Genomic DNA, 18,420 nt, shown 5'->3' with positions numbered 1-18,420 from the left:
GAGCATCCCGCGCGGCACTGAGCGGCACGGCGCATCGTGTCCGTTCGGCGCTTCGCCGGGAAAGGCGGTCGACTGGCGCCTCCTGGCGGGTCACCGGACGGGGGTCGCGTTCGGCCAGGTGAAGGTCAGGCTGTCGCCGACGTTGAGGGTGCTCCAGAGGGCGGCGATCTCGTCCAGGCGGGCCACGATCCGCTCGACCGCCTGACGGTCCTCGGCGGGGATCTCCGGCGGCACCACCCACGGAGGGCGTTCAACGCCCTGGGCGGCGGCGCGGCGCTTGCGCCACACGGCGTCGCACACGGCCGCGAGGCGTTCGGAACGCGCCATGTCCGCCGAGCCCGCATGATCCCGCCTGCGCAGATGGGCCTCGCGCTTCTTGGCCCGGCGCTGAAGGCGGCTCCGTTCGCGGCGGCCCGGCATGTCGCCCTGCAGCCGGAAGCTCCCGCCGCCCTCGGCCGCCCGCCCGTACAGTCCCGCCGACAGCTTCAGCTCGGCCTCCACGACGTAGTGGACCAGGTCGTGCGGGATGTGATCGTCATAGCCGGGGGCCGGGTTCATCCCCCGGGGCCTCAGACCGGGGCCGGTGACGGTCACGCCGTAGCGGCGTTCGCCCGTCCGGGTGAAGACGACGTCCATGGCCTCACGGTAGGACGGGCGTCGCGCCGCGAGCAGCTCATTTTCCGGCCAGGCGCTCCAGGACGGTCTCGGCCTCGGTGATGATGCGGTCGATGAGCTCGGCGACCGTGGGAAGGTCGTCGACGACGCCGGCGACCTGGCCGGTGGGCAGGACGCCCGCGTCGGGGCGGCCCTCCACCAGCGCGGCCTTGATCAGCAGCGGCACGTTGACGGCGGCGGCGACCTGGAACAGCGTCAGGCCCTGGCGGCGGCGCATCGCCAGGCCCTCGCGGGCGGCCTTGGCCGGGGACTGGCCGGTCAGCTCGCGCAGCCGGGTGCTCGCGCGCAGGATGCCCAGGCCGCGCCGCCACGGCGAACGCCTCTCCAGCCCGTTCACGAACTCCGTCGCGATCACCCGCTGGGGCAGGCCGTCGACCGCCGTGGTCACGACCGTGGAGGTCACCTCGGCCTTCAGATAGTCCCGCTTGACCTGCTCGGGGACGCGGCTCTCGGCGGTCAGCAGGAAACGGGTGCCCATCGCGATCCCGTCCGCCCCGTACGCCAGCGCCGACACCAGCCCCCGACCGTCGTGGAAGCCGCCCGCCGCCAGCACCGGGATGTCCGCGCCGACCGCGTCCACAACCTGTGGAAGCAGCAGCGACGTCGGCACCGGACCGGTGTGCCCGCCGCCCTCGCCGCCCTGCGCGATCACCGCGTCCACGCCGAGCGCGGCGACCTTCTCGGCGTGCCGCCGCATGCCCACGGTGACCATGCACAGCACCCCGGCGTCGTGCAGCATCGACACGGTGTCCTTGGCGGGGGCGCCCGCGAACGACACCACCTTCACGCCCTCGGCGGCCAGCGCCCTGACGCGCTCGGCGATGTCGGGCTGGTCGGGCCGCAGGTTCACGCCGAACGGGGCGTCGGTGCGTTCCCGCATCTCCCGCACGGCCGCGATCATCTGCTCGTCCGACATCGTGACGGCGGCCAGGATCCCCAGCCCTCCGGCCCGCGCGGTCGCCGAGGTCAGGTGAACGCCCGACACCCAGCCCATCCCCGTCTGCACGATCGGATACCGCACGCCGAACAGCTCGCACGCCCGCGTCCGCAACGCCGGATGCGCCTCCCGCGCCGCCTCGCCGGAGGTCATCGGCCCTTCACCTCGCGGTGCCGCAGGCCCTTGGGGTCGAGGCGTTCCAGGACGGCCAGCTCCTCGGCGGTGGGAACGCGGGTCTGCGGAACGTCGTCGCCGATCGCCAGCTCGAAGCCCGTCGCCGCCACCACCTCGTCCACCGTCACCCCGGGATGCACCGAACGCAGCCGCATCCGGTGGTCGGGGGTCTCGAAGTCCAGCACCGCCAGGTTCGTCACCACCCGGCGCAGCTCGTGGAACCGCGCCGCCTCGCCCAGCTCCGCCGCCCGGTCGTACCCGATCCCGCACACCAGGTCGACCTTCTCCACGAACACGCGGGTGCTGTGGCCGGGGACCCAGTAGCTCGTCGGATTGTTGATCGTGTTGCCCGGCGCACCCCGGAAACCGAGGAGCTGCCGGGCCGGCCGGTCCGGGTCGCCGCCGATCGCCGCGATGTTCTGGTTGCCGTACCGGTCGATCTGGCTGGCGCCCATCATCACGTGCCGGCGGCCGTTCCACACCACGTCGAACATGCGCCGGTACGGGTTCCACCCCGCGATCACCTCGGGCGCCTCGCCGAGCGGGGGAGTGTCGCCGACCAGGTACGCCTCCCCGTCGGTCATCACCAGCCGCGGCTCGTACAGCTCGCGCGCCAGCCGCCCGCCCAGCACCGGCAGGGTCCCGATCGGGTTGGCGAGGATCTCCCCGTCGTCCCGGAAGCAGTCCGCGACGGCGAACGCGCACACGTCCGCCCGCGCCACGTCCGTCATCGCTGCACCCTCTCCTGGTAGGCGCGTTCGTCCAGGCCGTCGATCCACTCCTTGCGGAACCTCGCCCACCCGTCCGGGTCCTTGGCGGAGGCCGCGTAGTCCCGCTGGAACGCCTCGTCGCGCGGATAGTCCGGAACGCAGGACGTCGGATGCGCGCCGCCGGGGGCCTCCACCACGCCGTCCACCATCAGCGACGTCACCCTGATCGACTGCACCGGCCCGGACGCGGTCAGCCCGGCGGTCGGCACGATCCGCTCGCACGACACGAACCGCCGCTCGGCCGCCTCCAGGAACAGGTCGTCGAAGTACGGATCCGGTCCGAGCAACTGGCCGTTGCCGTGCTCGTCGGCCTGGTTGACGTGCACGATCGCCGCGTCCAGGTGCAGCGCCGGAACGGCCACCAGCTCCTCGTGCGTTCCGCCCGGCCCGGGGTACGGCGAGGTCACCGTGCGCAGGCCGGGGTCGATGCGCAGCAGGTCCGAGCCCAGCCCCGCCCGGGTCGGCAGGAACGGCACCCGCCACGCCGCCGCCTGCAGGCCGAGCAGCATCATGCCCTCGTCCATCTGCCGGGCGGCCACCGCGCCGGACTCGCGGGCCCGCCGGAAGTACGGCTCCAGCGGGATGGTGTCCAGCGACACGAACGCGAACACCACCTCGCGCACCTTGCCCGCCGCGCACAGCATCCCCACGTCCGGCCCGCCGTACGAGACCACCGTCAGGTCCCGCAGCGGCGACCGGCAGATCTCCCGCACCACCGACATCGGCTTGCGGCGGCTGCCCCACCCGCCGATCCCGACGGTCATCCCGTCCGCCAGCCGGGAGACGACGTCCGCCTCCGACATCCGCTTGCCGCTCACCAGCACCCCTCACCGATCGAACTTGGCGTCGCGTCCCTCGACGAACGCGGCGCGGGCCTCGTCGGATACGCCGGACAGGTTGAGCTCGAACGTGAAGCCCTGCTCGTAGCGGTAGCTGCGGTGCACGTCCCACAGGTCGATGCCGTTCAGGGACTCCTTGGCCGCCCGGATCACCCGCCCGCTCTTGGCCGCGATCTCCCCGGCCACCGCGAACGCCTCGTCGCGCAGCCGCCGCGCCGGCACCACCGACAGCACCGACCCCCAGGCGTGCAGTTCCTGCGCGGTGGCGGGCCTGGCCGTGTAGACCATCGCCCGCATCTTGTGCTGCGGAACGAGCCGCGCCAGGTGGGTGGCCGCCCCCAGCGCCCCCCGATCCACCTCGGGCAGCCCGAACGTCGCGTCCTCGGCCGCCACGATGATGTCGGCGTTGCCCACCAGCCCGATCCCGCCGCCCAGGCAGAACCCGTGCACCGCCGCGATCACCGGCACCGCGCACTCGTACACGGCCGCGAACGCCGCGAAGCACCCCCGGTTGGCCCCGATCAGCGCCTCGTACCCCGGGTCCGCCTGGATCTCCTTGATGTCCACCCCGGCGTTGAACCCCCGCCCCTCGGCCCGCAGCACCAGCACCCGCACCGCCCGGTCCTCGCCGAGCCGCCGCACCGTCTCCGCCAGCTCGAACCACCCCGCCACGGTCAGCGCGTTGACCGGCGGCCGGTCCACCACGACCTCGGCGATCCCGTCACCGTGGACCACCCACCCGATGGCCCCGCCAGCCGTCCGCTGCACACCGCCTCCTCGACCCGAGCAAGCAGCAAGCATCAGCGCTCCCCACCGATCCCGCCCGCCCTTGTCCCACTGAGTGGGGGACGACCCTCCACGCCCGCCCGCCGTCAGACCGATGATCCGGCCGGGGGCGGCGAGGATGCCCGGATCCGCGTGCGGGGGGTGTGGGGGGTCGCCCCCCACAAGCAACACGCGCGCTCCTACTGGATGGGACGGGCAGGGGAACGGCCGTCGGGGGCGTGCGACAGTTGCCCGGCCACGGTGGTCGAACGGTCGGGGCGGCTCGCCGTGGGCCGGAGCGGAGTGTCGTCGGGATGCAGGGGTGAGGCAGTGGGCGGCTTGCTCGACGGCAGGGTCGTGCTGGTCACGGCGGCGGCCGGGGCCGGGCTGGGGTGGGCGACGGCCAGGCGGTGCGCCGAGGAGGGCGCACGCGTGGTGATCAGCGACGTGCACGAGCGCAGGCTCGCCGAGGCGGCGGAGCGGCTGGCCGAGGTGATGGGGGACAAGCCGGCGGCCATTCCCTGCGACGTGGCGGACACGGGGCAGGTGGACGCGCTGATCGAGCGGGCCGTCGAGGCCGAGGGGCGCATCGACGTGCTGGTCAACAACGCCGGGCTCGGCGGGGACCGGCGGGTGGCGGAGATGACCGACGAGGAGTGGGACCGGGTCGTCGACATCAGTCTCACCAGCGTGTTCCGCGCGACGCGGGCGGCGCTGCGGCACATGCTGCCGCGGCGTTCCGGGGTGATCGTCAACATGGCGTCGGTGTCGGGGTGGCGTGCGCAGGTCGGCCAGGCGCACTACGCGGCGGCCAAGGCGGGGGTCATGGCGTTCACCCGGTGCGTCGCGATGGAGGCCGCCGAGGCGGGGGTGCGGGTCAACGCCGTCGCGCCCAGCCTGGCCATGCATCCGTTCCTGGAGAAGACGGTCAGCCGCGAACTGCTGGAGGAGCTGACCCGCCGGGAGGCGTTCGGGCGCGCGGCCGATCCGGCGGAGGTCGCGAACGTGGTCGTCTTCCTCGCCAGCGACCTGTCCTCGTACATGACCGGCGAGGTCGTCTCGGTCAGCAGCCAGCATCCGTAACGGCGGAAAGGGACATCCAATGACCGAGGAAGTGGTCCGCTACGAGCGGCGCGGCGGGGTCGCCGTCGTCACCATGAACCGGCCGGAGTACCGCAACGCGCAGAACTCGCAGATGACCTACGCCCTGGACGAGGCGTTCTACCGGGCGGTGGACGACGACGAGGTGGCGGTGATCGTGCTGGCGGGCGCGGGGCCGCACTTCTCGGCCGGGCACGACATCGGCACGCCCGGACGCGACGCCGACCGGACGTTCCGGCGCAGGGCCACCCTGTGGTGGGACCACGTCGGCAAGGCGGGCGGGGAGAGCCGGTACGCCCGCGAGTCCGAGGTGTACGTGGGCATGTGCCGGCGCTGGCGGGAGATCCCCAAGCCGACGATCGCGATGGTGCAGGGGGCGTGCATCGCGGGCGGGCTGATGCTGGCCTGGGTGTGCGACCTGATCATCGCCTCCGACGACGCGTTCTTCGCCGACCCGGTGGTGCGGATGGGCATCCCCGGCGTGGAGTACTTCGCGCACCCGTGGGTGATGGGGCCGCGGCAGGCCAAGGAGTTCCTGTTCCTGGGCGAACGTGTGGGGGCCGCCCGCGCGCTGGAACTGGGGATGATCAACCGGGTGGTGCCCCGGGACCGCCTGGAGGAGGAGGTCATGGCGGTCGCGGAGAAGATCGCCGCCATGCCGCGTTTCGGGCTCGCGCTCACCAAGAAGGCCGTCAACCAGGCCGAGGACCTGATGGGCCTGCACGCCGGGATGGACTCGGTGTTCGGGCTGCACCACTTCGCGCACGCCCACAACGCCGAGGTGGCCGACGGGGACTCCCTCGGCGGTCAGGACGCCCGGAGCATGGCCAGGCGCAACAAGGACGGCGGCTGATGGACCTCGCCTACACGCCCGCCGAGGAGGCGTTCCGGCGGGAGGTCCGCGCGTGGCTGACGGCGAACGTCCCGGCCGAGCCGCTGCCGTCGCTGGACACCCCGGAGGGCTTCGCCGCCCACCGGGAGTGGGAGCGGCGCCTGTACGACGCGCGCCTGTCGGTGGTGACCTGGCCGGAGGAGTACGGCGGGCGCGGCGCCTCCCTGGCCGAGTGGCTGATCTTCGAGGAGGAGTACTACCTGGCGGGCGCGCCCGGCCGGGTGGGGCAGAACGGGATCTTCCTGCTGGCGCCCTCGCTGCTGGAGTTCGGCACGGAGGAGCAGCGGCGGCGCTACCTGCCGCCGATGGCCTCCGGCGAGGAGGTGTGGGCGCAGGGCTGGTCGGAGCCGGAGGCCGGGAGCGACCTGGCGGCGGTGCGTTCCCGCGCGGTGCGCACGGACGGGGGCTGGCTGCTGTCGGGGCAGAAGACCTGGAGTTCCCGGGCGGCGTACGCGCACTGGCTGTTCGGGCTGTTCCGCACCGACCCGGAGTCGGCGCGGCATCACGGGCTGACGTACTTCCTGGTGCCGCTGGACGCCCCGGGGGTCACCGTGCGGGGGATCCGGCAGCTCGACGGGGAGCCGGGGTTCGCCGAGGTGTTCTTCGACGAGGTGTTCGTTCCGGACGACCAGGTGCTCGGCGGGGTCGGCGAGGGCTGGCGGGTCGCCATGTCCACCACCGGGTCCGAACGGGGCCTGACCCTGCGTTCGCCGGGCCGCTTCATGGCCGCCGCCGACCGGCTGGTGTCCCTGGCCCGCCGGATCGGCGACCTGGGGGAGGCCGAACGGCTGGAGGTCGCGCGGGCCTGGATGAACGCCGACGCCTACCGGCTGTTCACGTTCCAGACCCTCACCCGCGTGCGGGACGGCGCCACCATCGGCCCGGAGTCCAGCGTCAACAAGGTCTTCTGGTCCGAGATGGACCTGCACCTGCACGAGACCGCGCTGCGCCTGCTCGGCCCGCGCGCCGAGCTGACCGGCGCCGCCCCGGACGCCGTGGCGGGCGGCCGCTGGCTGGACGGCTTCCTGTTCGCGCTGTCCGGCCCGATCTACGGCGGCACGAACGAGATCCAGCGCAACATCATCGCCGAACGCGTCCTCGGCATGCCCCGCGAACCCCGCCCCGCCAAGGAGGCCCGATGAGGTTCGGCCTGACCGCGGAACAACGCCAGTTCGGCGCCGTCGCCGCCGAACTGCTCGCCAAGCCGGACACCGACCGCTGGGCCGCCCTGACCGACCTGGGCGTCCCCGCCGTCCTGGTCCCCGAGGAACACGGCGGCCTGGGCGGCGACGAGATCGACCTGCTGCCCGTCCTGGAGGAGGCCGGCCGCGCCGCCCTGCCCGACCCCCTGGTGGAATCGCTCGTGGCCACCCGCCTCCTGACCGCCCTGGGCGGCTCCCTCGCCGCCGAATGGCTCCCCCAGATCGCCTCCGGCGAGTCCCTGGTGCTCTTCGCCGACGGCCCCTACCTCCCGCATGCCGACCGCGCCGCCCTGATCCTCACCGAACGCGACGGCGCCCTCTGCACCGCCACCCCCGGAGAACCCCAGCCGTCCACCGACCCGGCCCGCCGCCTGCACTCCACCGCGAGCACCACCCCGATGACCGCAGATGCCCTGGGCGCCGTCGAGCCCGGCCCCCCTCGTCCATCTGCCAGCAGTGCATCGGGGGCCGCGGATATGCGGTCTCTCCTCGCCGAAGCCCGGGACCGAGGAGCCGCGCTGACCGCGGTCTACCTGGTCGGCCTGGCCCGCCGGATGATCGACATGGCGGTGGAGTACACCTGCGAACGCACCCAGTTCGGCCGTCCGGTGGGCTCGTTCCAGGCCGTCAAGCACCACCTGGCGAACGCCCTGGTCGCCGTCGAGTTCGCCCGCCCGCCCGCCTACCGCGCCGCCTACTCCCTGGCCCGCGGGTCTCGTACGGCCTCCCGGGACGCCTCCATGGCCAAGGCCATGGCCTCCGAGGCCGCCCTCCAGACCGCACGAGCCGCCCTCCAGGTCCACGGCGCCATCGGCTACACCCTCGAGTACGACCTCCACCACTGGCTCCGCCGAGCCTGGACCCTCTCCACCGCCTGGGGCACCCCCACCCACCACCACCGCCGCGTCGCCACCGCCCTCCTGAACACCGAGGCGACCCCCGAACGCCTCCCCTGACCAGGAAGCCGTCGCCGCGAGGCTCGGCCGGGCCTTTCAGGTGGTCGCGGTGGGTCAGCGGGTGACGCGGAAGAGCAGGTCGGTGGAGTTGGGTGCCTCGGAGAGGCTGATCCGTTCGAGTTTCACGCGGGTGCCGCCCGGGTGGTCGAAGAGGCGGACGCCGTCGCCGAGCATGACGGGCACGACGCCCACGAAGATCTCGTCCAGCAGTCCGGCGTCGAGGCACTGGGCCGCGATCTGGGCGCCGAGCACCCCGACGTTCTTGTCGCCCGCCGCGGCCCTGGCCTCGGCGACGGCGGTCTCCAGGTCCGTCACGAAGGTCACCCCGGGCACCGGCGCGTCCGGCGGATCGTGCGTCAGCACGAACTGCGGCCCCTCCCATCCGCCGCCGTAGGCCTCCCCTTCGTGCTCGGTCCCCTTGTACGGGTCGTCGCCGCCGAACGTCCGCCTGCCGGCCAGCAACGCCCCGGTCCGTTCCATGATCTGATCGACCATCGGGTCCGGCCCCAGATACGGGACCAGCCACGACATGTCCCCGCCCGGCCCCGCGATGAACCCGTCCAGCGACATCGAGCACTGGTACTGCACCTTGCCCATGGGCTCCTCCTGTCGGTCACCCGTGCAGACCACCGGCCCCGGGAAAACTCATCGGTCCCCGGCCACCGCCTCGTGTGGAGGGACGGGCATCGGCCGCGTGCGGGCCGTCTCCGAGGAGACCGCGCGGCGGATCCGGGAACCGGCCGACGAACCGTGCGGTCCGCGCCTCGACGGCCCTGAGCACCCGCCGCCGTCTCAGAACAGTCTCAAAATATGTCGCACAACCCCGTGCGAAATTCAGTCCCGCGGCTCCGCCAGGTGGCGGTAGACGGTGGCCCGGGACACCCCCAGCGCCTCGGCGATCTCGGTGACGGTGTGGGTGCCGGCCGCGTGCAGCCGGCGGGCCTCGGCGGCCCTGGCGGCGTCCAGCGCCGGAGGGCGGCCGGCGCGGCGGTGCCGGGGCCGCGCCGGCCGCCCGGGCTGCGCCGGGACGACCGGGGAGGTCTGCAGCAGGGTGCGGACGCCGGAGAGGATCTCCTCGCGGATCCGCTCGTCGGGGGTGTCGGGGAAGAACACCACCGGGTCGCCGATCATCGCGATGGCCTGCACCGCGCGCACCCGTCCGGGCAGGTCGGCGCCGGGTCCGGCGACGATCTGGTGGATCCGTTCGGCCAGCGTGACGAACCGCTGGAAGGCGTGGTCGTGGGCCAGCACGGTCAGGTCGTGCATCAGGATCCGCAGCAGCCTGCGATGCCGCAGATAGGTGTCCAGCAGCGACTCGATGAGCAGCCAGCGGGCGCGTTCGGCGTCGCCGGTGGTCTCCGCCGCGTACAGGGCGTCCTTGATGGCGACCTCGACGTCCTCGACCAGCGGCTCGCTGAGCGAGGCCAGCAGTTGGGCCTTGGCCGGGAAGTGGTAGAAGACCGCGGCCTTGGTGATGCCGAGCCGGTCGGCGATCTCCCGCATCGACGTGCGCTGGTAGCCCTGCTCGGCGAACAGGTCCAGCGCGGTCTCCATGATGCGCGCGCGGGTGTCCAGGGTCGTCGCGCCGTCCACCCGTCCACACTAAGGCGGCGGGTGGCGGGAACGACGGGAGTGCGCCTAAGCTGAGTACTGACCGGCGGTCAGTGCGACGGCTCCATCCCCGGCGCACGTCCGCACCTACGGCGACGAGGACGACCGCGATGACGGATGCGATCCAGGTGTCCAACCTGACCAAGACCTTCGGCGACGTGCGCGCCCTGGACCGGCTCGATCTCACCGTGCGGACCGGCGAGGTGCACGGGTTCCTCGGACCCAACGGCGCCGGCAAGTCGACCACCATCCGGATCCTGCTGGGGCTGCTGCGCAAGGACTCCGGCGAGGCCACCGTGCTCGGCGGCGACCCCTGGCGCGACGCGGTCGCCCTGCACCGGCGGCTCGCCTACGTGCCCGGCGACGTCAACCTGTGGCCCAACCTGTCCGGCGGCGAGGCCATCGACCTGTTCGGCGCGCTGCGCGGCGGGCTCGACCGGCGCCGTCGCGACGACCTCGTCGAACGGTTCAAGCTCGACCCCACCCGCCGCTGCCGCACCTACTCCAAGGGCAACCGGCAGAAGGTCGCCCTGGTCGCCGCGTTCGCCTCCGACGTGGAGCTGTACATCCTCGACGAGCCCACCTCCGGGCTGGACCCGCTGATGGACGCGGTGTTCCGCGAGTGCGTGCACGAGGCCAAGCGCGCCGGCCGCACCGTGCTGCTGTCCAGCCACATCCTCGCCGAGGTCGAGGCCCTGGCCGACCGGATCAGCATCATCCGCGAGGGCCGCATCGCCGAGTCCGGCACGATGGCCGAGCTGCGCCACCTGACCCGCACCACCATCACCGTCGAGACCGCCCGCCCCCTCACCGGCCTGGACTCCCTGCCCGGCGTCCACGGGCTGCACGTGGACGGCGTCCACGCCAGGTTCGAGGTCGACCCCGAGCACCTCGGCCCCGTGCACCGGCACCTGGCCGAGCTGGAGATCCGCAACCTCACCAGCACGCCGCCCACGCTGGAGGAGCTGTTCATGCGCCACTACGGCGACGTTCCCGCGCAGGCGGACGGGCAGGCCCAGGACGGCGCGGTCACCTCGGGGGAGGCGCGATGAGCCCGTTCACCGGCACCATGCGGCTGGCCCGGCTGGCGGCCCGCCGCGACCGGGTCCAGCTCCCGGTCTGGCTGCTGGCGCTCACCGGGGTGGTCGCCGCCAGCGCCTCCAGCATCCAGGGCCTGTACCAGACCGAACAGGAGCGCGTGGCCTACGCGATGTCCAACGCGGGCAGCGCGGTCTCCCGGGTGTTCAACGGCACCGTCGCCGAACCCGCCGCCGGCGCGATCACGATGACGGAGACGTTCTCGTTCACCGCCGTGCTGATCGCGCTGATGAGCTCGATGGCGGTGGTCCGGCACACCCGGCAGAACGAGGAGACCGGCCGGGCCGAGCTGGTCGGCGCGGCGGTCGTCGGCCGGTACGCCATGCTGACCGCCGCCCTGCTGGTCACCGTCGCCGCCAACGCGGTGCTGGCGCTGCTGCTGGGCGGCATGTTCATCGCGCTCGGCCTGCCGGTGACCGGGTCGCTGGGCGCGGGCCTGGCGTTCGGCGCGGTCGGGGTGGCGTTCGCCGCCGTCGCCGCGGTCACCGCGCAGATCTCGCAGACCGCACGGGGCGCGAACGGCCTGGCCGGGGCGGTCCTCGGGCTGACGTTCCTGCTGCGCGCCCTCGGCGACGGCCTCGCCGAGCCGCAGGCCGGCGGGGTCACGGTGCACAGCCTGTGGCCGAGCTGGCTGTCCCCGCTGGGCTGGGGCCAGCAGCTCCAGCCGTTCACCGGGGGCCGCTGGTGGGTGTTCGGCCTGTTCGCGGCGCTGCTGGCGGCCGGGGTGTGGACGGCGTACCGGCTCACCGACCACCGCGACCTCGGCACCGGGATGATGCCGGTCCGCCGCGGCCCCGCCACCGCCGCCCGCGGCCTGCTCAGCCCCCTCGGCCTGGCCTGGCGGCTGCAGCGCGGCGTGCTGCTCGGCTGGGCGGCGGGCGTGCTGCTGATGGCGGCGTCGATGGGCCCGCTGGGGAACGAGGCCGAGGAGCTGCTGGGCACCAGCGAGGAGATGAAGGAGTACTTCGCCCAGCTCGGCGGCGGCGCGGACCTGCTCGACGCGTTCTTCGCCACCGTGATGGGCATGTTCGGCATCGCCGTCGCCGGCTACACCGTCCAGGCCCTGCTGCGGATCCGCTCGGAGGAGACCGGCCCGCTGGAGGCGGTCCTGGCCACCGCGGTCAGCCGCCCCCGCTGGATCGCGAGCCACATCGTCTGCGCCGTCCTCGGCACGGTCGTCCTGCTGGCGCTCACCGGCGTGGGCATCGCCGTCTCGTACGGGCTGGCCGCCGGGGACATGTCGCGGTCGGCCGGGCTGATCGGCGCCGCGATGGCCCAGCTCCCGGCGACCCTCGCGGTGGCGGGCGCGGTCGTGGCGGTCCTGGGCCTGCTGCCGCGCCGGGCGACGGCCCTGTCATGGTCGGTCCTGGTCGCCTGCCTGCTGATCTCCCAGCTCGGCCCGATCCTGGAGCTGCCGCAGGCGGTGATGAACGTCTCCCCGTTCACCCACGTGCCGTTCCTGCCGGTGGCCGACCCCTCGGCGACGCCGCTGGTGGCGCTGCTGGCGGTCGCCGCCGCCCTCACCGCCGGCGGGGTCGCCGCGTTCCGCCGCCGCGACCTGGCCTTCTGACCCCGCCGGCCTGGAGACGACCCCGGACCCCGCGAGCCAGGTCAGGCGGTCGTCCGAGGCCGCTCCTTCCGGGGCGATCCAGCCCCCGAGGGCGGTCGTCCGGCCGCCGCACCGGACCGCTCCCTGTCACCATGGGGGCGGTCCGGTGCGTGAAGGATGTGGCGATTGGGCGGGGTCATGTACGAAGGGCCGCCGGAGCGGTCGCAGGCGGAGGCCAGGGCGGTCGTCCGGGAGGCCGAGGAACTGCTGGCGGCCGCCCGGGCGGTGCGCGGCGACCACGAGCGGGCCTGCGCGGAGGTGCGGGCGGCGATCGCGCCGCTGCGGGAGGAGGCCGCCCGCCGGGAACTGGCGCGGATACCGGCGACGCGGCTGAAGGACGTCACCGAGGGCAGGCTGCGGCTGGGGGCGCTGGAGCAGTCCGGCTACCAGAACGTCCAGCAGGTCCTCGACGCCGGCCCGTACGGGCTCCAGCAGGTGCCGGGGATCGGCCCGCAGACCGCGATGCAGGCGCACGCCGCCGCCGAGCAGATCGCGCGGGCGGTGCGCGAGGCGGTGGCGCTGCGGATCGACATCGACCGGCAGGACGACCCGGTGATGACGGCGCTGGTGGTGGCGCTGCACCGGCTGGTGGCGGCCGGGCCGCGGCTGCCGCGGGCGGTGCAGGCGGCGGCCTCGGTGGAGGAGACGCTGGACCGGCTGCTGCCCGCCGCCCGGCCGTTGCGCAGCAGGCTGCGGACCATGTTCGCGGGGCGCGCCCGCCGGGAGGAGGCACGGCGGGCGGTCGCCGCGATCGAACGGGTCCTGACCTGGGCGCGCGGCGAGGACGTGCCGACCTGGTTCGCGCAGACCTCGGTGGACCTGCTGCGGCCCGCGGTGTCGGGGATCGAGGCGTGGACCGGCTACGAGCACGACTCCGCCGCCTACCACGGCCTGCTGGTCGAGATCGCGGGCCTGGAACCGGACCGGGCCTCCAGCGAGGGCTTCATCCCGGGCGAGATCGCCGAACGGGTCAACGCACAGCCCCTGGACGACACCCACCTGAGGGTGTCGCTGCGCGGCTACCAGGCGTTCGGGGCGCGGTTCGCGCTGGCGCAGCGCCGGGTGATCCTGGGGGACGAGATGGGCCTGGGCAAGACGATCCAGGCCATCGCCGCCCTCGCCCACCTGCGGGCCGAGGGCCGCACGCACTTCCTGGTGGCCTGCCCCGCCAGCGTTCTGATCAACTGGCTGCGGGAGATCGAGGAGCGCAGCGCCCTGCGCCCCGTCCGCGTGCACGGCCCGGAACGCGACGCCGCGTTCAAGGACTGGATCGCCCGGGGCGGGGTCGCCGTCACCACCATCGACGGCCTGCACGCCCTGCGCGTCCCCGACCAGGCGCCGCTCGGGATGCTGGTCGTGGACGAGGCCCACTACGTCAAGAACCCGCAGACCCGCCGTTCCCGCGCCGTCGCCGACTGGGCGCGGCGCACCGACCGGGTGCTGTTCCTGACCGGGACGCCGATGGAGAACCGGGTGGAGGAGTTCCGCAACCTGGTCGCGCACCTGCAGCCCGACCTGGTCGGCCAGATCGGCGACGGCGCCGGGGCGGCCGGGCCGCAGGCGTTCCGCCGGGCGGTCGGGCCCGCCTACCTGCGGCGCAACCAGGCCGACGTGCTCGCCGAACTGCCCGACCTGACGTGGACGGACGAGTGGGAGGACTTCAGCGCCCAGGACCGGGCCGCCTACCGGGAGGCCGTCGAGGCGGGCAACTTCATGGCGATGCGCCGCGCCGCGTTCCGCCATCCCGGCCGCTCCGCCAAGCTGGAACGCCTGCGCGAACTGGTCGAGGAGGCCGCCGCCAACGACGCGAAGGTGGTGGTGTTCTCCTACTTCCGCGAGGTGCTGGACACCGTGCGGCAGGCGCTCGGGCCCGACGCGCTCGGCCCGCTGACCGGCTCGCTGCCCGCCGCGCGCCGCCAGCAACTGGTGGACGACTTCGCCGCCCGGAACGGGCACGCGGTGCTGCTCGGCCAGATCCAGGCCGGCGGGGTGGGCCTCAACATGCAGGCCGCCTCCGTGGTCATCATCTGCGAGCCGCAGGTCAAGCCCAGCATGGAGCACCAGGCCGTGGCCCGCGCGCACCGGATGGGCCAGGTCCGCAAGGTCCAGGTCCACCGCCTGCTGTCCACCGAGGGCGTGGACGCCCGGATGCTGGAGATCCTGCGGCGCAAGAGCGACCTGTTCGACGCCTACGCCCGCCGCAGCCACGTCGCCGAGTCCGCCCCCGAGGCCGTCGACGTCTCCGAGCAGTCCCTGGCCCGCCAGATCGTCGAGGCCGAGCAGCGCCGCCTGGCCGGCGACGCGGCCTGAACGGCGGGCATACCGATCACCGTGACCGAAGTCGTGGTGATGGTCGGCCTGCCGGGCAGCGGCAAGTCCACCTGGGTGCGCGACCACCTGGCCGCCACCCATGAGGTGGTCAGCAAGGACCACTGGCCCAACGCCCGCCGCCGCGAGCACCGCCAGCGCCGCGTCCTGCACGAACTGCTGTCCGAAGGCCGCGACGTCGTGGTCGACAACACCAACCCCTCCCCGGAGGAACGCGCCCCGATCATCGCCGTCGCCCGCGAGCACGGCGCCGCCGTCCGTGCCGTCCACCTGGACGTCCCCGTGGAGATCTGCCTGACCCGCAACGAACGCCGCCAGGGCCGCGCCCGCGTCCCCGTCGTCGCGATCATGGCCGCCCGCGGACGCCTCGTCCCCCCGTCCCCCGCCGAGGGCTTCGACCGCGTGGACACCGTCCGCCCCGGCCGATGAGGACCGGGGCGTTCACCGCCGTGGCGCCGCCGCGTTCCGCCGCCGGGCCCACGGACCCGCAGGCGTCGGGTCCGTGGGTGCCGGGGCCGTGAGCGTCCGGACCCGCCACGGCGGGGCGGCGGGTCCGGACGCCGTCACCGGTTCCGGCCCAGGGCGAAGACGAAGCCCATCACCACGACCCACAGGGTGCCGGGGAGCAGCGCCATGTACTGGACCGGGGTGAGCTGCGTCAGGGCCACCAGCGCCGCCATCACCGCGCTGAAGATCGCCACCCCGCGGCCGACCGTGCGGCGGCGCAGCCCGGCGACGGCGACGGCCCCGGCCGACAGGCCCGCGCCCGCCCACACCCAGGCCATGGTGTTGTAGATGGCCAGGTCGGCGGCGAGGGTGTCGGGGTCGAACTCGGCGTGCTTGCGCAGCCCGTGGTACAGCTCGGTGCTGATGCCCCCGCCGACCAGCAGCATCACCGCCACCAGCAGCATCCCGGCCAGCGTCAGCAGCGGGACCAGGCCGCCCTCCGGTTCGCCGCGCCGCAGCCGGCGGTACAGCCCCGCGCCGAAGACCACCACCAGCAGCGCCGCCAGCGACGTGCCGGCCTGGACGACCCACACCAGCCACTCGTTGCCGGCCATGGCCGCCACCAGGCGCTCGTTGTCGCGGTAGAGGCCCTCGTCGTTGGGCGCGATCTCGATCGACAGGCCGAACAGCGTCCCGAGGGCCACCAGCCCGCCCGCGATCCCGGCGATCGCCCACCCCCGGCCGTCGGCGGCCGGAGGCGACGCGGTCCTGTGCGCCGGGGCGGGGCGGGCCGCGGAATCTGTGCTCATGATCGAACTCCTCATGTCCGTGCGCCCGCGGTGCGCCCGGGGCGGCCCGCCCACTGTCCCCCCGCGGACACGGCGGGCGCATGATGCCCGTGTCACCTCCTCCACCGGGCATGACCTGGGACGGATTCCGGGTCATTCGAACGTCTCGACCGGACAAATCCTCATTGACGCTCGGCCCCGCGACCGGGAGAACGCCGCCCGGCCCGCCCGCGCCCGCCCGGCTCCGCCCACGCGGACGTCCGTCAAGAGAGGCAAAGGGACGCAGGTCATCTAAGGGACGGCAGCACTTACCGAGGCAGAGGGCGGCTGGTTATACCGGGACGGTCGCCGTTCAGCAGGAAGGGCCGTTCATGGATGCGCAAGTGCCGGTCGCCGTCGAGGGGCTCGACGCCGTCCGGGCGGTGGCGGACGCGATCCTGTACGAGGGGTATCTGCTGTATCCGTACCGGCGGTCGTCCGGGAAGAACAGGGTCCGCTGGCAGTTCGGGGTGCTGCTGCCGCCGGAGTGGGCGCGGGCGCACGGGCTGACGGACGAGGGCGTCGCCGGGTCGGCGGAGTCCTGGTGGCAGCGCACCGAGTGCCTGGTGCAGGCGCCGCCGGACGCCGTCGTCGAGTTACGGGTGCGGTTCCTGCAGGTGCAGCGGCGTTCGCCGGAACGGCTGCGGCCGGACGGCTCGTACTGGCCGGTCGACCGGATCGACTCCGGCGGGCGGCTGGAGCTGGGGTTCGACGAGGCCGTTCCGCGGGAGTTCGGGATCCGGGCGCGCGTCGCCGACCTGCTGGCGGGCGGGCACCGCGAGGCGCTGCGCGCGCCCGGCGGGGAGCGCACCGAGCCGATCACCGACGGCACGGGCCGTCAGGTGGGCCGGGTGATGCGCCGCCGGTGGCCGGTGGAGGCCGCGGTGACGGTGTCGATGGAGGAGCTGCCCACCGCGCACCCGCTGCACCGGTTACGGGTCCGGGTGGAGAACACGGGGGCGACGACCCCGGCCGACGCCACCCGGGACGAGGCGCTGCGGAGTTCGCTGATCGCGGCGCACACGCTGCTGGCGGTGAGCGACGGCGCGTTCCTGTCGCTGCTGGACCCGCCGGAGTGGGCCGGGGAGGCGGCCCGCGGGTGCGCCAACGTCCACACCTTCCCCGTGCTGGCGGGCGAGGTGATGCTGTCGTCGCCGATCCTGCTGTACGACCACCCGAAGGTCGCCCCCGAGAGCCCCGGCGACCTGCACGACGCCACCGAGATCGACGAGATCCTGTCGCTGCGCACCCGCACGCTGACCGACGCGGAGAAGCGGGAGGCGCGCGCCACCGACCCGCGGGCCGCCGAGATCCTCGACCGGGTCGACGCGATGCCGCCGGAGGTCATGGCCCGCCTGCACGGCACCATCCGCGACCGGGACTGGAACCCGGCCGGCGACCCCGGCGTCTCGCCCGAGACCGACGCCGTCACCGTCCGGGGCGTTCCGATCGCCAAGGGCGGCCGGGTGCGCCTGCGCCCCCGCACCCAGGGCACCGACCCGCAGGACCGCTTCCTGGAGGGCCGGACCGCGCTGGTCGAGGCGGTCCTGCGGGACGTGGAGGGCGCCGTGCACCTGGCCGTGACGCTGGAGGACGACCCGGCCGCCGACCTCAACCAGTGGTACGGCCGGTTCCGCTACTTCGCCCCCGACGAGGTCGAGCCGCTGGGAGACGCCCCATGAGCGGGGACGCGCACGGGCGGGTGCTGGTCGCCGGGATCGGCAACATCTTCCTCGGCGACGACGCGTTCGGCGTGGAGGTCGTCCGGCGGATCGACCCGGCGGCCCTGCCGGCGCGGGCCGACGTCGCCGACTACGGCATCCGCGGCGTCCATCTGGCCTACGAGCTGCTGGACCGCCGGCACGACACGCTGATCATGGTCGACGCGATGCCGCTGGACGGGCCGCCCGGCACCCTCGCGGTGCTGGAGGCCGAGCCCGGGGGCGGCACCGGCCCGCCCTGTCTCGACGGCCACGGCATGCATCCCCAGGCCGTCCTGCACCTGCTGCACACGCTCGGCGGCGACGTGGAACGGGTGCTGATCGTCGGCTGCAGGCCCGCCGCCGTCACCGAGCGGATGGGCCTGTCCGAGCCGGTCGCCGCCGCCGTGGACGAGGCCGTCCGGCTGGTCACCGAGCTCGTCCACGAGGTCCTGTCAGATCGAGGAGCGGAGTACGCCAGTGCATGAG

At 73.9% G+C, this 18,420-nt stretch carries 18 protein-coding genes; 10 read left to right on the top strand and 8 right to left on the bottom strand.

Going from position 1 to position 18,420, the window contains the following annotated elements:
• Positions 1–90: 90 nt before the first annotated feature.
• The 5 genes from HNR21_RS02640 to HNR21_RS02620 are packed head-to-tail and all read right to left on the bottom strand — an operon-like array spanning position 91 to position 4,196.
• On the bottom strand, positions 91–636 hold the full coding sequence (locus HNR21_RS02640) for a hypothetical protein (protein ID WP_182703883.1): 546 nt from the start codon (positions 634–636) through the stop codon (positions 91–93).
• 37 nt (positions 637–673) lie between these two features.
• Positions 674–1,765, bottom strand: coding sequence for an NAD(P)H-dependent flavin oxidoreductase (locus HNR21_RS02635; protein WP_182703882.1), 1,092 nt, complete (start codon positions 1,763–1,765; stop codon positions 674–676).
• Positions 1,762–2,517: a CoA-transferase subunit beta gene (locus tag HNR21_RS02630; RefSeq protein ID WP_182703881.1), complete on the bottom strand. Its 756-nt coding sequence runs from the start codon at positions 2,515–2,517 to the stop codon at positions 1,762–1,764. The genes HNR21_RS02635 and HNR21_RS02630 overlap by 4 nt, the downstream gene beginning before the upstream one ends.
• On the bottom strand, positions 2,514–3,359 hold the full coding sequence (locus tag HNR21_RS02625; RefSeq protein WP_182708450.1) for a CoA transferase subunit A: 846 nt from the start codon (positions 3,357–3,359) through the stop codon (positions 2,514–2,516). The genes HNR21_RS02630 and HNR21_RS02625 overlap by 4 nt, the downstream gene beginning before the upstream one ends.
• A gap of 24 nt (positions 3,360–3,383) precedes the next feature.
• Positions 3,384–4,196, bottom strand: a complete 813-nt coding sequence (locus tag HNR21_RS02620; protein WP_182703880.1) for an enoyl-CoA hydratase family protein — start codon at positions 4,194–4,196, stop codon at positions 3,384–3,386.
• Positions 4,197–4,490: 294 nt separating this feature from the next.
• Here HNR21_RS02620 and HNR21_RS02615 point away from each other — a divergent pair, with 294 nt between their 5' ends.
• From HNR21_RS02615 to HNR21_RS02600, 4 genes are read left to right on the top strand one after another with little or no spacing between them, the layout of a single operon-like run.
• Positions 4,491–5,243, top strand: coding sequence for an SDR family oxidoreductase (locus HNR21_RS02615; RefSeq protein WP_312880795.1), 753 nt, complete (start codon positions 4,491–4,493; stop codon positions 5,241–5,243).
• A 19-nt stretch (positions 5,244–5,262) separates the two neighbouring features.
• Positions 5,263–6,114: an enoyl-CoA hydratase gene (locus tag HNR21_RS02610; RefSeq protein ID WP_182703878.1), complete on the top strand. Its 852-nt coding sequence runs from the start codon at positions 5,263–5,265 to the stop codon at positions 6,112–6,114.
• The gene (locus HNR21_RS02605; RefSeq protein WP_182703877.1) at positions 6,114–7,295 is read left to right on the top strand and encodes an acyl-CoA dehydrogenase family protein; all 1,182 of its coding nucleotides are present in this window, start codon (positions 6,114–6,116) and stop codon (positions 7,293–7,295) included. Before HNR21_RS02610 ends, HNR21_RS02605 begins: the two co-directional genes overlap by 1 nt.
• On the top strand, positions 7,292–8,311 hold the full coding sequence (locus HNR21_RS02600; RefSeq protein WP_182703876.1) for an acyl-CoA dehydrogenase family protein: 1,020 nt from the start codon (positions 7,292–7,294) through the stop codon (positions 8,309–8,311). Before HNR21_RS02605 ends, HNR21_RS02600 begins: the two co-directional genes overlap by 4 nt.
• Positions 8,312–8,365: 54 nt before the next feature.
• Here HNR21_RS02600 and HNR21_RS02595 read toward each other — a convergent pair whose 3' ends face one another.
• A complete protein-coding gene (locus HNR21_RS02595) occupies positions 8,366–8,908 on the bottom strand; it encodes a dihydrofolate reductase family protein (RefSeq protein ID WP_182703875.1) in 543 nt (180 codons plus the stop codon).
• A 237-nt stretch (positions 8,909–9,145) separates the two neighbouring features.
• A complete protein-coding gene (locus tag HNR21_RS02590; RefSeq protein ID WP_182703874.1) occupies positions 9,146–9,904 on the bottom strand; it encodes a TetR/AcrR family transcriptional regulator in 759 nt (252 codons plus the stop codon).
• A gap of 128 nt (positions 9,905–10,032) precedes the next feature.
• Between HNR21_RS02590 and HNR21_RS02585 the strand changes: the two genes are divergently transcribed.
• The 4 genes from HNR21_RS02585 to HNR21_RS02570 all read left to right on the top strand — a co-directional run bounded on the left by HNR21_RS02585 (position 10,033) and on the right by HNR21_RS02570 (position 15,386).
• Entirely contained in the window at positions 10,033–10,974 is a 942-nt protein-coding gene (locus tag HNR21_RS02585; protein WP_182703873.1) for an ABC transporter ATP-binding protein, read from the top strand.
• A complete protein-coding gene (locus tag HNR21_RS02580; RefSeq protein WP_182703872.1) occupies positions 10,971–12,590 on the top strand; it encodes an ABC transporter permease in 1,620 nt (539 codons plus the stop codon). The genes HNR21_RS02585 and HNR21_RS02580 overlap by 4 nt, the downstream gene beginning before the upstream one ends.
• 156 nt (positions 12,591–12,746) lie before the next feature.
• Complete coding sequence (locus HNR21_RS02575; protein WP_220500017.1) at positions 12,747–14,939, top strand: DEAD/DEAH box helicase; 2,193 nt, start codon at positions 12,747–12,749, stop codon at positions 14,937–14,939.
• A gap of 21 nt (positions 14,940–14,960) precedes the next feature.
• Entirely contained in the window at positions 14,961–15,386 is a 426-nt protein-coding gene (locus HNR21_RS02570) for an ATP-binding protein (protein WP_220500016.1), read from the top strand.
• 134 nt (positions 15,387–15,520) lie between these two features.
• Here HNR21_RS02570 and HNR21_RS02565 read toward each other — a convergent pair whose 3' ends face one another.
• Complete coding sequence (locus tag HNR21_RS02565; protein ID WP_182703871.1) at positions 15,521–16,213, bottom strand: hypothetical protein; 693 nt, start codon at positions 16,211–16,213, stop codon at positions 15,521–15,523.
• A gap of 350 nt (positions 16,214–16,563) precedes the next feature.
• Between HNR21_RS02565 and HNR21_RS02560 the strand changes: the two genes are divergently transcribed.
• Both HNR21_RS02560 and HNR21_RS02555 read left to right on the top strand, forming a co-directional pair.
• Positions 16,564–17,913, top strand: a complete 1,350-nt coding sequence (locus HNR21_RS02560) for a hypothetical protein (protein WP_182703870.1) — start codon at positions 16,564–16,566, stop codon at positions 17,911–17,913.
• A complete protein-coding gene (locus HNR21_RS02555; protein WP_182703869.1) occupies positions 17,910–18,419 on the top strand; it encodes a hydrogenase maturation protease in 510 nt (169 codons plus the stop codon). Before HNR21_RS02560 ends, HNR21_RS02555 begins: the two co-directional genes overlap by 4 nt.
• Position 18,420 lies beyond the last annotated feature (1 nt).

The sequence above is a fragment of the Thermomonospora cellulosilytica genome, assembly GCF_014138835.1.
Taxonomy (GTDB): domain Bacteria; phylum Actinomycetota; class Actinomycetes; order Streptosporangiales; family Streptosporangiaceae; genus Thermomonospora; species Thermomonospora amylolytica.
Note: the sequence above shows the minus strand (reverse complement) of the source record. Positions and strands in the feature narration are given on the sequence as shown.

Bases quoted from the DNA above. Each gene is read 5' to 3' on its own strand.
- HNR21_RS02640 (WP_182703883.1), bottom strand. From the start codon at position 636: ATGGACGTCGTCTTCACCCGGACGGGCGAACGCCGCTACGGCGTGACC.
- HNR21_RS02635 (WP_182703882.1), bottom strand. From the start codon at position 1,765: ATGACCTCCGGCGAGGCGGCGCGGGAGGCGCATCCGGCGTTGCGGACG.
- HNR21_RS02630 (WP_182703881.1), bottom strand. From the start codon at position 2,517: ATGACGGACGTGGCGCGGGCGGACGTGTGCGCGTTCGCCGTCGCGGAC.
- HNR21_RS02625 (WP_182708450.1), bottom strand. From the start codon at position 3,359: ATGTCGGAGGCGGACGTCGTCTCCCGGCTGGCGGACGGGATGACCGTC.
- HNR21_RS02620 (WP_182703880.1), bottom strand. From the start codon at position 4,196: ATGCTTGCTGCTTGCTCGGGTCGAGGAGGCGGTGTGCAGCGGACGGCT.
- HNR21_RS02610 (WP_182703878.1), top strand. From the start codon at position 5,263: ATGACCGAGGAAGTGGTCCGCTACGAGCGGCGCGGCGGGGTCGCCGTC.
- HNR21_RS02605 (WP_182703877.1), top strand. From the start codon at position 6,114: ATGGACCTCGCCTACACGCCCGCCGAGGAGGCGTTCCGGCGGGAGGTC.
- HNR21_RS02600 (WP_182703876.1), top strand. From the start codon at position 7,292: ATGAGGTTCGGCCTGACCGCGGAACAACGCCAGTTCGGCGCCGTCGCC.
- HNR21_RS02595 (WP_182703875.1), bottom strand. From the start codon at position 8,908: ATGGGCAAGGTGCAGTACCAGTGCTCGATGTCGCTGGACGGGTTCATC.
- HNR21_RS02585 (WP_182703873.1), top strand. From the start codon at position 10,033: ATGACGGATGCGATCCAGGTGTCCAACCTGACCAAGACCTTCGGCGAC.
- HNR21_RS02580 (WP_182703872.1), top strand. From the start codon at position 10,971: ATGAGCCCGTTCACCGGCACCATGCGGCTGGCCCGGCTGGCGGCCCGC.
- HNR21_RS02575 (WP_220500017.1), top strand. From the start codon at position 12,747: ATGTGGCGATTGGGCGGGGTCATGTACGAAGGGCCGCCGGAGCGGTCG.
- HNR21_RS02565 (WP_182703871.1), bottom strand. From the start codon at position 16,213: ATGAGCACAGATTCCGCGGCCCGCCCCGCCCCGGCGCACAGGACCGCG.
- HNR21_RS02560 (WP_182703870.1), top strand. From the start codon at position 16,564: ATGGATGCGCAAGTGCCGGTCGCCGTCGAGGGGCTCGACGCCGTCCGG.
- HNR21_RS02555 (WP_182703869.1), top strand. From the start codon at position 17,910: ATGAGCGGGGACGCGCACGGGCGGGTGCTGGTCGCCGGGATCGGCAAC.